The following is a 13,214-nucleotide window of genomic DNA, read 5'->3' on the forward strand; positions in this document are numbered from 1 at the left end:
CCCGCCCCTCCCACCGAAATCCGCGCAGCCGGCGCTTTTTTTGCCCCGGCGCTGTGCCATAGTGCGGAAGCAAGCAAGCTTTCGTAATGGATGATACCGGCCATGCCGTCAGGCGCCTCGCCCCGCTCCACCATCGAGATCGAGTACACAAAACTGTCCTCGCCCAGCGTCTTCCTGGTGCGGATGCTGGTCTTCCTGGTGCTGTGCGCGCTGGTGGGCGTCGTGCTCTACAAGCAGATCATCCAGGCCTTCTTCGCCAACCCTGGTTTGAACGCCCTGATCGGGGCCGTGCTGTTCATCGGCATCGTGCTGGCCTTCCGGCAGGTCATCCGCCTCTATCCTGAGGTCTCCTGGGTCAACAATTTCCGCATCGCCGATCCCGGCCTCGCGCCGGCCCGGCACCCCAAGCTGCTGGCGCCGATGGCAATGATCCTGGGCGGCGAGCGCACCGGGCGGATGTCGATCACCCAGACCACGATGCGGCATCTGCTGGATTCGATCGCGACGCGCCTCGATGAAGCCCGCGACATCTCCCGCTACATGACCGGCCTGCTCGTCTTCCTCGGCCTGCTCGGCACCTTCTGGGGCCTGATCGAGACGGTCGGCTCGGTCGGCAAGGTGATCGACGGCCTCAAGGTCGGCGGCGATGCCGGCGCGCTGTTCGACACACTGAAGGAGGGCCTCGCCGCCCCGCTCGGCGGCATGGGCATTTCGTTTTCGAGCTCGCTGTTCGGCCTCGCCGGCTCGCTGATCCTCGGCTTCCTCGATCTGCAATCGAGCCAGGCGCAGAACCGCTTCTATACCGACCTCGAGGACTGGCTCGCCACCACCGTGCGCGAATACGGTACTAGCGAAGTCACCGCCGTCGCGAGCAGTGGCGGCGGCGTTGCCAGCGGCGAGCTCCAGGCCGCTGTAGAGCGGCTTCGCTCCGTGCTCGAGGAGGGCAGCGCCAGCCGCGGCACCACGGCGGCGATGGCGAGCCTCGCCGAAGCCATCCAGGCGCTGGTCTCGCACATGCGGACCGAGCAGCAGATGATCCGGGAATGGGCCGACGGCCAGGGCGAGCAGAACCGCGAGATCCGCCGCCTGCTGGAGCGCATCGCGCGCCAGCCCGAGAAGAGTTGAGACGAAGGTCTCGTGCCCCGGACGCTGCGCAGCACGAAGTGATGCGCTGCAGAGCCGGGGCCCATCGATGAGAGATTCTGGGTCCCGGCTCTGCGGAGCAGCGTTGCACGCCGCACCGCGTCCGGGACACGAAAGTGGAGATCGACGAGCATGGCTCTAGCCCGCGGCCGCCGCAGCGAAGGCGCCTTCAACTACTGGCCCGGATTCGTCGACGCGCTGTCGACGCTGGTGCTGTCGATCGTCTTCCTGCTCTCGGTGTTCCTGGTCGTGCAGTTCTTCCTGTCGCAGGAGGTGACCGGCAAGGACAAGGCGCTGGAGCAGCTCAACGCCAAGATCGCCCAGCTCACCGAGCTCTTGTCGCTCGAGAAGCTCGGCAAGCTCTCGCTCGACGACGAGGTCTCGCAGCTGAAGGCCGGCCTCGCCTCCGCCGAGAGCGAGCGCGATCGCATGAAAGGCCTCTATGAAGGCCTCGCCAATGCGGGCAACGATGCGCAAGGTAAAACCGCCGAGCTCGGCAAGGCGCTGGATTCCGAGAAGGCCGTGTCGGCGCGGGCGCTGGCGCAGATCGAGGTGCTGAACCAGCAGATCAGCGCGCTGCGCCGGCAATTGGCGGCGCTGGAAGAGGCGTTAGACGCCAGCGAGAAGCGCGACAAGGAATCGCAGAATCGCATCGCCGATCTGGGCTCGCGCCTCAACGTCGCCCTGGCGCAGCGCGTGCAGGAATTGTCGCGCTACCGCTCCGAGTTCTTCGGCCGCCTGCGCGCCATCCTCGGCAACCGCCCCGACATCCGCGTCGTCGGCGACCGCTTCGTGTTCCAGTCCGAAGTGTTCTTCGACACCGGCCAGGCGACGCTGCTGCCCGAGGGCAAGGCCGAGCTGGACACCGTGGCAAACGCGCTGATCGAGCTCGACAAGAAGATCCCACCCGAGATCGCCTGGGTGCTGCGCGTCGACGGCCACACCGACGTGCGCCCGGTGAACGGCCCGAATTTCAAGTCGAACTGGGACCTGTCGTCGGCGCGCGCGATCTCGGTGGTGCAATATCTGATCTCGCTCGGCGTGCCGGCCCAGCGCCTGGTCGCCGCGGGCTTTGCCGAATTCCAGCCGCTCGACCCGGGCAACACCGAGGAGGCCTACAAGCGCAACCGCCGCATCGAGCTGAAGCTGACGGAGCGGTAGTGAGCACGCTCCACCTCCGCCCCTACGCGGCCACTGACGAAGCGGCGGCGATCGATCTCTGGCATCGCACCTGGCAGCAGGCCTATCCGCAGATCGATTTCGCCGCGCGGCTCGACTGGTGGCGCGAGCGCTGGCGCAAGGATCTGGTGCCGAAGTCCCAGATCGTCGTCTCGGAACAGGACGGCGCACTGACCGGCTTCGTGACCATCGACGGGGACGGCTATCTCGACCAGCTCGTGGTCGATCCCGATCATTGGGGCTCGGATGCAGCAAGGCTGCTGGTCGATGAGGCCAAGCGGCTGTCGCCTTCTGGGGTCACGCTGCTGGTCAACAAGGACAACGCCCGCGCCATCCGCTTCTACGAACGCAACGGCTTTGCCCATGCCGGCGAGGATGTGAACCCGACATCGGGGCGGCCGGTGCTGAAGATGGCGTGGCGCCCGTGACCGATGGATGGAGTGAATCGATGCGGCTGAACGACCTGGCCAAAGGATCTTCGGTCTTTCTGGGCGTGATCGTCGCGGGTTACGTGTCGACCGTTTATGTCGACCAGCGCTTGGCCCCGCCGCCCAAGGCTGCAAGTGAGAGCAAGGATCCGCCAACTCCGACGAACAGTCAGCCTCCCGCCGACGGCGGATCGGCCTGTATCGGCGAAGGCGGGAGCTGGAAGAACTGGCCGTGGCCCAACGTGCCGATGGGCTCGCCGAAGTGTAAATAGACTCCGCGAGCGCAGTTACGGTGGGATGCGAGACTCCCTCTACGCGTCATTGCGAGCGCAGCGAAGCAATCCAGAGTCGTCCCGCAGATGCAGTCTGGATTGCTTCGCTGCGCTCGCAATGACGGTGGAGAGAGCTCTTAAGCCCCCTCGAACTGCAACCTCGCCAGCCGCGCATAGAGCCCGTTCGCGGCGACGAGCTCGGCATGCGTGCCCTGCTCGACGATCCTGCCCTGGTCCATCACCAGGATGCGGTCGCAGGACAACACGGTGGCGAGGCGATGCGCGATCACCAGCGTGGTGCGGTGGCGCATCAGCTCCTCGAGCGCGGTCTGCACCAAGGTCTCGCTTTCGGCATCGAGCGCCGAGGTGGCTTCATCGAGCAATAATAACGGCGCATCGCGCAGGATCGCGCGGGCGATCGCGATACGCTGGCGCTGGCCGCCCGACAGCGTCACGCCGCGTTCGCCGAGCGGGGTGTCGAAACCTTCCGGCAGGCGGCGGATGAACTCGGCGGCATGCGCGAGCTCGGCGGCGCGCTCGACCTCGGCATCATCAGCGTCGGGCCGGCCGAAGCGGATGTTCTCGCGCGCGCTCGCCGCGAACACGTTGGATTCCTGCGGCACCAGCGCAATGCGGGCGCGGAAATCGCGCGGGTCGGCTGATTTCACCGGCACGCCGTCGAGCGAGATCGCGCCATTGCGCGGATCGTAGAAGCGCAGCAGGAGATGGAAGATCGTGCTCTTGCCGGCGCCGGACGGGCCGACGATCGCGACCTTCTCGCCGGGCCGCACGGCAAACGACACCGCATCGAGCACATTGACGTCGGGCCGTGCGGGGTAGGCGAAGCTGACGCGATCGAAGCCGACCTCGCCGCGGGCCGGCACCGGCAGCGCGCGCGGCGATGCGGGCGCTGCGATCTCAGGCTTCACGTGCAAGATCTCGAACAGCCGTTCGGCGGCCCCTGATGCACCCGACACCTCGCCCCAGACCTCGCTGAGCTGGCCGAGACCGGCGGCCGCGAAGGCTGCATAGAGCACGAACTGGCCGAGCCGGCCTGGCGTGATCGTACCCGTGAGGACGTCATGCGAGCCGATCCAGAGGATGCCGACCACGCTTGCGAACACGATGAAGATGACGATGGCGGTGAGAACGGCGCGAGCCTGCGTGGAGGTGCGCGCGGCCTCGTAGGCCTGCTCGACCTCGCCGCCAAAGCGCTTCGCGGCCAGCCCTTCGCTGGTATAGGCCTGCACGGTGCGGATCGCGCCGACCAGCTCGCCGGCATAGGCGGACGCATCGGCCAGTGTGTCCTGCGCGTTGCGCGACAGCCGCCGCACCCAGCGGCCGAAGGCGACCAGCGGCAGCACGATCAGCGGGATGGCCAGCAGCACGAAGCCTGACAGCCGCGGGCTGGTAATCACCATCATCGCCGCAGCGCCGAAGAACATCATGAGGTTGCGCAGCGCGATCGACACGGAGGCGCCGACGGCCGATTTGATCTGCGTGGTATCGGCGGTGAGCCGCGACACCAGTTCGCCGCTGCGCGCGGAATCGAAGAAGGACGGCGACAGCGAGAGCAGATGGCCGAACACGTCGCGCCTGAGATCGGCGACGATGCGCTCGCCGATCGTCATCACCAGATAGTAACGCGAAGCGCTCGCGAGCGCGAGCACGGCCACCACCGCGATCATCACCGAGAAATAGCTGTTGATCAGCTCGATCCCCTCGGGCGTCAGGCCGAAGTCGATCATCCGCCGCACCGCGACCGGCACCAGTAGCGTGGTCAGCGCAGCGACCGTGAGAGCGACAAAGGCCAGCGCCGCCCGGCCGCGATAGCGGCTGACATAGGGCGCAAGGGCCATCAGCGGGCGCAGCTTGGCGCGACTCTTGGCGGGCTGCTCGATCAGCTCGGCCTCGACCGAGGGAGCCTCCGCCGGCGCGCTGTCGCGCGCGTCGCGGTACTGGTCGTCAAGCCGTTCCACTGCGCTCATGAGATCGGACCTAAGGAAGAGGAGATAACCCCACATAGGCCGGTGCAAGGGTAGTGGCAAATCCGGTAAGTCCCTTAGGGGACCGCCCGGTTCTCCTGTCCCCACAATGGCTTGTTTTAAGGGGGCCCGTGAGGTATAGACCGGCCAAATCCGTCATTCGATAGTCACTCAAGCAAGGCGCCGGTCGCCCTAGGAATTGCCATGAAAGCCGAAATTCATCCGGATTATCATACGATTAAGGTCGTGATGACCGACGGAACCGAGTACCTGACCCGCTCCACCTGGGGCAAGGAAGGCGACACGCTGAACCTCGACATCGACCCGAAATCGCACCCGGCCTGGACCGGCGGCAACGCCCAGATCATGGATCGCGGCGGCCGCGTCTCGCGCTTCCAGAAGAAGTTCTCGGGCTTCCTCAAGAAGGATTGATCCCGCCGCAAGGCTGGAGACCAAAAACGCCCCCGGACAGCCGGGGGCGTTTTGTTTTTGGGAACCTCGTCATTGCGAGCGCAGCGAAGCAATCCAGACTGTCTCCGCAGGGGGATTTCTGGATTGCTTCGCTGCGCTCGCAATGACGACTGATAGACCTTACCGCTCGAACGCGGCCTTCAGGGCGTTGAGGTGCGGCACGAGCGGATTGCCGATCGACATGGGCTCGGCCGGCGGGTTGTGGATCGAGCTGTCGAGGCGGCGCACGCGGGTCTGCAGGCTCATCGAGCGATGGATCAGGTCCTGCAGTTGCGCCGGCAGCTTCTCGATGGTGTCGGCGGGGCCGGGATCGGCGGCGCTGAGCTTGACCTTCGTCTTCTCGCGGTTTGCCTGGACCAGCGTCATCTCGCCTTCCTTCACGGCGCGGTGCAGCAACAGCCACGAGGCGAGCTGCATCAGGCGCGTGGTCAGACGCATGCTCTCGGTCGCGTAAGTGAGGCTGACGGCACGGTCGAGCGCCTTGGCCTCGGTACGGCCGGCGCCGTCGAGGTAGGCCGCGGTTTCTTCGACCAGATCCATGCCTTCGCGGAACAGAGCGCCAAAGGCCGCAGAATTGGTGAATCGCTCGCTGAGTTGAACGAGAGCACCGTCGGCTTGCAAACGTTCCATGGTTAACGCCCCTTACGCAACTGTTTACCTGTCCGGCTTTGGCGCCGGGTTATGATGAACAAATCATTGCGCGCAGAAAGGGCGGAGTCCAGCGACAAGCGCGGATATGGTTTCCGCGGGTCATCCCCCAGAAATTCAACCGGAAATGGACAAAAAAAGAGCCGCCGGAGACCGGCGGCTTTGAAAGTTGATAACAGGGAGGCGTCAAACAGAGTGGACAGGAGCCACTCGGTGTCCAAACGAGGACAGTTCCAGTCATAAACTCGAAAGCTTAATGGCGCGTAAACGAGCTAAATTTTTGAGAGTTCGTTAGTCATGTCGGTCATTGGACGAGTGTAACAGCGTGCTCTTTCCACCGTCATTCCCGGGCGGCGCGTAGCGCCGAGCCCGGAATCCATTGCGCGGCCGTCTGTGCTGCCTGATGAATTCCGGGTTCGCGACTTCGTCGCGCCCCGGAATGACGGCGGAAAGAGTTCGGCGCGACGCCTACGTCTTGAAGAAACTGTTCGCCGCATCGCGCGAGGCGCGCTTCTTCGTGGCGGCTTCTTCCAGTCGGCCGATCTCGGTCTTCAGCAAGGCGACGCGCTCGGTCAGTTCCTCGACCGACAACAGTGAGAGATCCTGTCCGATCTCGTGGGTGACCTTCTTGCGCGGACGGTCGTCGTCTTCCATCGCCATCGTCCTTCCTCCTCTCGTCCGCGGACCGGACCACACGCTTGATATACGGCTTGGGCGGTTGCCAGCCCGGACTGCGCTGGCTAATCAAAGGCCTCGTTCCCCTCGCACCTTTGCTCAAGGACACATCATGGACAAGCTGCCCGCGCAAATGACCGTGGTCGCCATCTCCAAGCCCGGTGGACCCGAGGTGCTGGTGCCGGAACAACGCCCCCTTCCGCAGCCGGGTCCCGACGAGATCCTGGTCAAGGTGATGGCTGCCGGCGTCAACCGGCCCGACGTCGCGCAGCGCTCCGGGGCCTATCCGCCGCCGCCCGGCGCCAGCGACCTGCCCGGTCTGGAAATCGCCGGTGAGGTGGTCGCGGTCGGCAGCAACGCCAAGCGGCACAAGGTCGGCGACATCGTGATGTCGCTGGTCGCCGGCGGCGGCTACGCGCAGTACTGCATCGCGCAGGACGCCCAGGCGATGAGCGTGCCCTCGGCACTGTCGATCAAGGAAGCCGGTGCGCTGCCGGAAACCCTGATGACGGTCTGGCACAACGTGTTCGAACGCGGCGGCCTGAAGGCCGGCGAGACGCTGCTGATCCATGGCGGCTCCTCGGGCATCGGCACCATGGCGATCCAACTCGCCAAGGCGTTCGGCGCCAAGGTGTTCGTGACCGTGGGCTCGCAGGACAAGGTCGATGCCTGCCTCAAGCTCGGGGCCGACCGCGCGATCAATTACAAGACCGAAGACTTCGTCGCTGTCGTCAAGGAAGAGACGGACAAGGTCGGCGTCAACCTGATCCTCGACATGGTCGCCGGCGACTATGTCGACCGCAATTATGATGCCGCCGCCGTCGACGGCCGTATCGTACAGATCGCAACCCTCAACGGTCCCAAGATCACCGCGAACATCGCCAAGGTGATGGTGAAGCGGTTGACCCATACCGGCTCGACCTTGCGGCCCCGTAGTAATGCGGACAAGGCGGCGATGGTGGCTGCGATTGAAGCGAAAGTGATGCCGCTGTTGCGCGAGGGCCGTGTCAAACCGCTGATGGACAGCGCTTTCCCGCTGGAAAAGGCCGCCGACGCACACCGGCGCATGGAGACCTCGGCACATATTGGCAAAATTGTGTTGGAGGTCTAGGCCGCTGACCCACCAAGCGAGGCGGAAACCCTTTGATTTTCCTCGCTTTCGTGGCATCTATCGCGAACCGCCGAACCACTTCCGTTCGGCGTGAAATCGTCTTGCAGACTGAGTTTGCGTCGAACGCGGAGAACTGACCTTGCGTCTGATCAGGTGCCTCGCGCCCATTGCGCTGGGCCTCATGATTCTTGTCGCCGCGTCGCCTGCACGCGCGCTTGACGCCGTCAGCGTCCGCGGCGACGCGCCGGCGATCGACCTCACCGGTGTGCTCGAGCATCAGCGCAGCGACACGGACCGCATCCAGGTCTCCACCGCCCCCGGCACCGACGGCATCGTCCGTCGCATCGAGGTGCGCGCCCGCGAGGGCGGCCAGAACTGGGTGGTGTTTGCGCTTGCCAACAATACCGACGACCAGCTCGACCGTCTGATCGTCGCCCCGCATTATCGCATCGTGTCCTCGGGCCTGCTATGGCCCGACCTCGGCCTGTCACGCATCGCGACCATCACGCCGTCGACGGGCGACCGGCCCGACCGGCAGGAGAGCCCGACCGCGGACGTGTTCCGCGTCACGCTCGACCCGGGCGCCGTCGTCACCTTCGTCGCGGAACTGCGCACCGACAAGCTGCCGCAGCTCTATCTGTGGGAGCCCGAAGCCTACAAGGACAAGGTCAACTCCTTCACGCTCTACCAAGGCATCGTGATCGGAATCTCCGGACTTCTGGCTCTCGTTCTCACCATCTTGTTCGTAGTGAAGGGCAGCATCATGTTCCCGGCGGCCGCGGCGCTGGCCTGGGCGGTGCTGGTCTATATCGGGGTCGATTTCGGCTTCTGGGGCAAGGTGCTCGATATGTCGAACAACGCCGAGCGCATCTGGCGGGCGGCGGGTGAAGCGATCCTGGCAGCGACACTCCTGGTGTTCCTGTTCGCCTATCTCAACCTCAGTCGATGGCATGTACGCTATTCGCACATCACGGTCGGCTGGCTCGCCTTCCTTGGCTCGCTGGTCGCGCTCGCGCTGTTCGACCCCGCCGTGGCGTCCGGCATCGCCCGCATCTCGCTGGTGCTGATCGCCTTCGCCGGCTTCGCGCTGATCGTCTATCTCTCGACCCACGGTTTCGACCGTGCGGTGCTGCTGATCCCGACCTGGTTCCTCCTGGTGGTCTGGGTGGTCGCGGCCGGCATGACGGTGGCAGGCTCCGTCACCAACGATATCGTCGGCCCTGCCCTGCTCGGCGGCCTCGTGCTGATCGTGATGCTGATCGGCTTCACGGTGATGCAGCACGCCTTTGCCGGCGGCGGTGCCACGACCGGCGTGGTATCCGACATCGAACGCCGCGCGCTCGCGCTGGCCGGCTCCGGCGATCTGATCTGGGACTGGGACGTCTCCGCCGACAAGGTCTTCACCAGCCCCGAGACCGAAGCCCTGCTCGGCCTCAAGCGCGGCACGCTGGAGGGACCGGCGGCCTCCTGGCTCGAGGTGCTGCACCCGCTCGACCAGGACCGGTTCCGCGCCGCGCTGGACAGCGTGCTCGACCAGCGCCGCGGCCGCCTGGTGCAGGATTTCCGCCTGCGCACCCCCGATGGCCATTTCATGTGGTTCGCGCTGAAGGCGCGCCCGGTGGTCGGCTCCGACGGCGAGGTCTCGCGCGTGGTCGGCACGCTCACCGACGTCACGGAGCTGCGCAACGCCGAGGAGCGCCTGCTGCACGATTCCGTGCATGACAACCTCACCGGCCTGCCGAACCGGAAGCTGTTCATGGACCGGCTGGGCGCGGTGGCGAATTTCGCCAAGACCATGCCGACGCTGCGGCCGACGCTGATGGTGATCGACCTCGACCGCTTCAAGCAGGTCAACGATTCCGTCGGCATCGCGGTCGGCGATTCCATCCTGCTGACATTGGCCCGCCGTCTCACCCGCATCCTCAAACCCCAGGACACGCTGGCGCGGCTTGCCGGCGACCAGTTCGGCCTGATCCTCTTGTCCGAGCAGGACCCGGCCCGCATCACCGCCTTCGCCGAGACCATCCGCAAGACGATCCGCGCGCCGATCGCCTTCAACGACCGCGAGATCTTCCTGACGGCGTCGATCGGGCTCGCTTTGTCCGACCCTCAGACGCAACTGACGGACGAGATCATCAAGGACGCCGAGCTTGCGATGTATCATTCCAAGCGCATCGGCGGCGACCGCATCGACGTCTACAAGCCCGCGATGCGCGCGCGAAAGACCGACCGACTGACGCTGGAGAGCGAGCTGCGCCGCGCCATCGAGCGGCAGGAATTGACGATCCTGTACCAGCCGATCGTGCGGCTGGAGGATCGTTCGGTCGCGGGCTTCGAGGCGCTGGTGCGCTGGGACCATCCCAAGCTCGGGCGCATGGCGCCGTCGGAATTCATCACCGTCGCGGAAGAGACCGGCCTGATCGTCGACCTCGGCATGTTCGTGCTCGACCAGACCGCAAAGCAGCTCTCGGTCTGGCAGCGCGCGATGCGCTCGCGCGAGCCGATCTTCGCAAGTGTCAACGTCTCCTCCCGGCAGCTCCTGCGCCACGACCTCATCCACGACATCCGCACCGTGCTGTCGCGCTCCTCGGTGGCGCGCGGCACGCTGAAGCTGGAATTGACGGAATCGCTGGTGATGGAGAATCCGGAGCACGCCGCGCAAATGCTGACGCGGATCCGAGAGCTCGGCACCGGGCTGTCGCTCGATGATTTCGGCACCGGCCATTCCTCGCTCGCCTATCTCCAGCGCTTCCCGTTCGACACCATCAAGATCGACCAGTCCTTCGTCCGCACCACCAATCGCGGCACGCGGCCGGTGATCCTGAAGTCGATCATCGCGCTCGCGCATGATCTCGGCATGGACGTGGTGGCGGAAGGCGCCGAGACGGATTCCGACGCGGTCGAGCTCTATCAATTGGGCTGCGAATACGCGCAAGGCTTCGCCTTCGGCGAGCCGATGGATGCGGATGCGGCGATGCGGCTGCTCACGGAAGTGCGGCTGGAAGCGGCGAGCTGATCTGATCTCTCGACTCGCGCGCAATATCAAACCGTCATCCTGGGGCGTGAGCCATGCGACGCGAAGCGGCGCTTGGCCAGCCTCGAAGGATGAGCGGCCGAGATGCAGCCGGGCCGTCGCCCTTCGAGGCTCGTCCTGCGTTGCAGAACGAGCACCTCAGGATGACGGCGAGAGATTTTAGCCCTTCACCTTCGCCCGTCCTTCTTCCGCTTCGTGAACCGCACGCTCTGGCCGTCAGGCATCCTGGTCGCAACGAAGCCGGCAGCCAGGCAGGCTTCACGCTGGGGCATCTGGATGTCGGGGCTGCGCAGGCTATCCCACCATGAGGCACGGTTGGCCGCGCGCGGCAGGGCCGCGCCGATGATCTCCTCGATCTGCTCGAAGCTCAGCACGAATTCCGTCTGCTTCTGCCGCAGTAGGTAATCGCGGAGCGCGTCGTAATCGTTCACCGCCGTCCTCATCCTTTATCCACGGCCTGATCTGCGCAAAAGCGTGATCCGCGGAAACCAATTCTTAACTCATTGCAGCAGCCAAGTCGCGGCTTAAACACTGTGCAACATTTCAGGTGCATCCAGTAACGGCAGGAGCAATCGATGCTGTCTGGATGGCGCGACGTCACGGCCCGGCGGCCGTGGCGCATTTCGGCGAAGCTGCTGATCATCTCGTCCGTCGTGACGGTGATCGGCTTTTCCGCCATTTGCGTCAACGTCATGCTCGACATGCGCCGCGGCGAGGAGGCGCTCGCCCGCCAGACGCTGGAGAACCTGGCGACGACGATCGACGCCGACATCAGCCGCAACATCGAGGTCTACGATCTGTCACTGAAGGCGGTCGCCAGCAACATGCTGCTGCCCGAGATCGCCACCGTTGCAAAGCCGATCCGCCAGCTCATCCTGTTCGACCATGCCACGACGGCGCGGCATTTCGGCGCCATCCAGGTGTTCGATGCCGACGGCAAGCTGACCATCGACGCGTCCACGCTCGACCCGCAAGCCGAGAACCGCGCCGACGAGGACTATTTCACGGTTCACCGCGACAATCCCGGAGCCGGGCTGTTCATCAGCCGGCCGATGCTGTTCCGCGGCGCCTATTCGATCGTGCTGAGCCGGCGCATCAGCGACAGCGACGGCGGCTTCATGGGCGTGGTGGCCGGGTCGATCCGCTTCAGCTATTTCCACGAGCTGTTCGAGCGGCTCAGCCTCGATCCCGACGACACCATCACCGTGCTCAAGCGCGACCGCACCATTATGATGCGGCGGCCGTTCGATCTCGACGTCATCGGCAAGAACCTGGGAACGCGGCAGGACTGGAAGCCCGATAACCTCAGGGCGGGCGGATCCTATGCCGGCAAGGGACCTGTCGACGTGACGCCGCGTCTCTATGTGCGCAGCAGCGGCTCCGGTCCGCTGTTTGTCGTCGCAGGCAAACCCTTGGGCGCCGTATTCCAGCTCTGGCAGAAGGAAGCTTATCGCATCGGCGCGGTGGTGGTCGCGCTGATCCTGTTCATGCTGGGCTCGACGCTGGTGCTCGCCCGCGAGATCGGCCGCCGCGCCGAAGCCGAAAGCAAGCTCGAGGAGATGGCGACGACGGACGCGCTCACCGGCTTGCGCAACCGCCGCAAGTTCGATGCCGTCATCGACATCGAATGGCGGCGCGCCATGCGCGAGAAGACGCCGCTCGCGCTCCTGATGATCGATACCGATCACTTCAAGGCCTATAATGACACGTTCGGCCACCAGGCCGGCGACCAGGTGCTGGTCGGCATTGCCATCTGCATCTCCGATTCGGTTCGTCGCGCCGGCGACTGCGCCGCACGTTATGGCGGAGAGGAATTCGCCGTGCTGTTGCCGAACACCTCGGCCGCAGACGCCTTCAGGATCGCAGAGACGATTCGCGCCAAAGTGCAGGGCTGGTCCGACGGCGGGACGGGATCGACCGTCTCCTGCGGCATCGCCAGCCTCGTGCCCAGCGCCGGCATGGACTGGCCGATCCTGGTCGCGGCCGCCGACAAGGCGCTCTATGCCGCGAAAGCCGGCGGCCGCAACCAATCGGTGGTGGCGAGCCTGCCGCAGCTATCGCTGGTGGCGTGAGGCCTACTCTCTCGCCGTCATTGCGAGGAGCCCGCGACAAAATTGCGTAGCAATTTTGCGCTGGCGCGACGAAGCAATCCGGACTTCCTGCGCGGAAACATCTCTGGATTGCTTCGCTTCGCTCGCAATTGTGCATGTTCACTAATTCGCTGATCGAGAGGTTTCGGCTTTGGCGGCCGCAAAATCCTTCGGAGAC

The 13,214-nt window shown here is 65.1% G+C and carries 12 protein-coding genes; 8 read left to right on the forward strand and 4 right to left on the reverse strand.

Annotation, left to right across the window (positions count from 1 at the left end; translation table 11 throughout):
• Positions 1-102 precede the first annotated feature (102 nt).
• The 4 genes from IF809_RS24000 (at position 103) to IF809_RS24015 (ending at position 3,022) form a co-directional block, all read left to right on the forward strand.
• Positions 103-1,125: a flagellar motor protein MotA gene (locus IF809_RS24000; protein WP_462838734.1), complete on the forward strand. Its 1,023-nt coding sequence runs from the start codon at positions 103-105 to the stop codon at positions 1,123-1,125.
• A gap of 150 nt (positions 1,126-1,275) precedes the next feature.
• A complete protein-coding gene (locus tag IF809_RS24005; protein ID WP_453995114.1) occupies positions 1,276-2,304 on the forward strand; it encodes a peptidoglycan -binding protein in 1,029 nt (342 codons plus the stop codon).
• Positions 2,304-2,750 carry a GNAT family N-acetyltransferase gene (locus IF809_RS24010; RefSeq protein WP_462838735.1) on the forward strand — a complete coding sequence of 149 codons (447 nt, stop codon included), beginning with the start codon at positions 2,304-2,306 and terminating at the stop codon, positions 2,748-2,750. The genes IF809_RS24005 and IF809_RS24010 overlap by 1 nt, the downstream gene beginning before the upstream one ends.
• A 20-nt stretch (positions 2,751-2,770) precedes the next feature.
• Complete coding sequence (locus tag IF809_RS24015; protein WP_128964127.1) at positions 2,771-3,022, forward strand: hypothetical protein; 252 nt, start codon at positions 2,771-2,773, stop codon at positions 3,020-3,022.
• Between the two features lie 137 nt (positions 3,023-3,159).
• Here IF809_RS24015 and IF809_RS24020 read toward each other — a convergent pair whose 3' ends face one another.
• Complete coding sequence (locus IF809_RS24020; protein ID WP_462838736.1) at positions 3,160-5,010, reverse strand: ABC transporter ATP-binding protein/permease; 1,851 nt, start codon at positions 5,008-5,010, stop codon at positions 3,160-3,162.
• A 201-nt stretch (positions 5,011-5,211) separates the two neighbouring features.
• Between IF809_RS24020 and rpmE the strand changes: the two genes are divergently transcribed.
• Complete coding sequence (rpmE, locus tag IF809_RS24025; RefSeq protein ID WP_011084323.1) at positions 5,212-5,439, forward strand: 50S ribosomal protein L31; 228 nt, start codon at positions 5,212-5,214, stop codon at positions 5,437-5,439.
• A gap of 159 nt (positions 5,440-5,598) precedes the next feature.
• On the opposite strand, the gene rcdA is transcribed toward rpmE, so the two are convergent.
• Positions 5,599-6,108, reverse strand: coding sequence for a protease adaptor protein RcdA (gene rcdA / locus IF809_RS24030; RefSeq protein WP_128964125.1), 510 nt, complete (start codon positions 6,106-6,108; stop codon positions 5,599-5,601).
• 486 nt (positions 6,109-6,594) lie between these two features.
• Positions 6,595-6,786, reverse strand: coding sequence for a DUF1192 domain-containing protein (locus IF809_RS24035; protein ID WP_128964124.1), 192 nt, complete (start codon positions 6,784-6,786; stop codon positions 6,595-6,597).
• 127 nt (positions 6,787-6,913) lie between these two features.
• Here IF809_RS24035 and IF809_RS24040 point away from each other — a divergent pair, with 127 nt between their 5' ends.
• Together IF809_RS24040 and IF809_RS24045 are read left to right on the forward strand one after the other, a co-directional pair.
• Positions 6,914-7,912 (forward strand): NAD(P)H-quinone oxidoreductase, encoded by a 999-nt coding sequence (locus IF809_RS24040; protein WP_128964123.1) that lies wholly within the window; start codon positions 6,914-6,916, stop codon positions 7,910-7,912.
• 139 nt (positions 7,913-8,051) lie between these two features.
• On the forward strand, positions 8,052-10,928 hold the full coding sequence (locus IF809_RS24045; protein WP_453981946.1) for an EAL domain-containing protein: 2,877 nt from the start codon (positions 8,052-8,054) through the stop codon (positions 10,926-10,928).
• Between the two features lie 185 nt (positions 10,929-11,113).
• On the opposite strand, the gene IF809_RS24050 is transcribed toward IF809_RS24045, so the two are convergent.
• Positions 11,114-11,377 carry a DUF7662 domain-containing protein gene (locus tag IF809_RS24050; protein WP_164938977.1) on the reverse strand — a complete coding sequence of 88 codons (264 nt, stop codon included), beginning with the start codon at positions 11,375-11,377 and terminating at the stop codon, positions 11,114-11,116.
• A 144-nt stretch (positions 11,378-11,521) separates the two neighbouring features.
• On the opposite strand from IF809_RS24050, the gene IF809_RS24055 reads away from it, so the two are divergent.
• Complete coding sequence (locus IF809_RS24055; RefSeq protein WP_128964122.1) at positions 11,522-13,018, forward strand: sensor domain-containing diguanylate cyclase; 1,497 nt, start codon at positions 11,522-11,524, stop codon at positions 13,016-13,018.
• Positions 13,019-13,214: the final 196 nt, after the last annotated feature.

Source organism: Bradyrhizobium sp. UFLA06-24 (assembly GCF_054967145.1).

Coding starts and splice junctions, on each gene's coding strand:
- IF809_RS24055 (WP_128964122.1), top strand. CDS start 11,522: ATGCTGTCTGGATGGCGCGACGTCACGGCCCGGCGGCCGTGGCGCATT.
- IF809_RS24005 (WP_453995114.1), top strand. CDS start 1,276: ATGGCTCTAGCCCGCGGCCGCCGCAGCGAAGGCGCCTTCAACTACTGG.
- IF809_RS24015 (WP_128964127.1), top strand. CDS start 2,771: ATGCGGCTGAACGACCTGGCCAAAGGATCTTCGGTCTTTCTGGGCGTG.
- IF809_RS24020 (WP_462838736.1), bottom strand. CDS start 5,010: ATGAGCGCAGTGGAACGGCTTGACGACCAGTACCGCGACGCGCGCGAC.
- rpmE (WP_011084323.1), top strand. CDS start 5,212: ATGAAAGCCGAAATTCATCCGGATTATCATACGATTAAGGTCGTGATG.
- IF809_RS24040 (WP_128964123.1), top strand. CDS start 6,914: ATGGACAAGCTGCCCGCGCAAATGACCGTGGTCGCCATCTCCAAGCCC.
- IF809_RS24000 (WP_462838734.1), top strand. CDS start 103: ATGCCGTCAGGCGCCTCGCCCCGCTCCACCATCGAGATCGAGTACACA.
- rcdA (WP_128964125.1), bottom strand. CDS start 6,108: ATGGAACGTTTGCAAGCCGACGGTGCTCTCGTTCAACTCAGCGAGCGA.
- IF809_RS24035 (WP_128964124.1), bottom strand. CDS start 6,786: ATGGCGATGGAAGACGACGACCGTCCGCGCAAGAAGGTCACCCACGAG.